1 pseudogene is annotated in these 551 nt (G+C 75.5%); it reads left to right on the top strand.

Going from position 1 to position 551, the window contains the following annotated elements:
- A pseudogene (locus tag ACJA3G_RS38350) lies at positions 1 to 551 on the top strand (DNA polymerase III subunit gamma and tau); the annotation flags it as partial.

Genomic DNA, 551 nt, shown 5'->3' with positions numbered 1-551 from the left:
CCCCAGGCCCCCGCCCCGGGCGCCTGGCCCGGTGCCGCCGCTCTCGGTGGTGGCCCTGCGGGTGGTGCCGCTTCGGGTGGGGGCGGCCAGGGCGGCGGTGCCCAGCGCCCCGGTGCCTGGCCGGGCGCCGGTTCCGGTTCCGGTTCGGGTTCGGGCAGCGCCGTCCACGTACGCAACATGTGGCCGGACATCCTGGAGGCGGTGAAGAACAAGCGCCGCTTCACCTGGATCCTGCTGAGCCAGAACGCGCAGGTGGCCGGATTCGACGGCACCACCCTCCAGCTCGGGTTCATCAACGCCGGAGCCCGGGACAACTTCGCCAGCAGCGGCAGCGAGGAAGTCCTGCGCGGTGTGCTGGGCGAGCGCTTCGGGGTGCAGTGGAAGGTCGAGGCGATCATCGACCCGTCCGGCGGCTCCCAGCCCCCGGCCGCGGCGGGCAACTTCGGCGRACCGTCCGGCGGCGGCTCCGGCGGCTCCGGTGGGTACGGGACGCAGGGCGGCGGCTTCGGAGCCCCCGCCCTGCGTCCCGTACCCACCGGAGCCGCCGGAGC

This window comes from Streptomyces sp. YS-3, from assembly GCF_045257485.1.
Classification (GTDB): domain Bacteria; phylum Actinomycetota; class Actinomycetes; order Streptomycetales; family Streptomycetaceae; genus Streptomyces.
The sequence above is the reverse complement of the archived record's forward strand: the minus strand, read 5'-3'. Positions and strand labels throughout refer to the sequence as shown.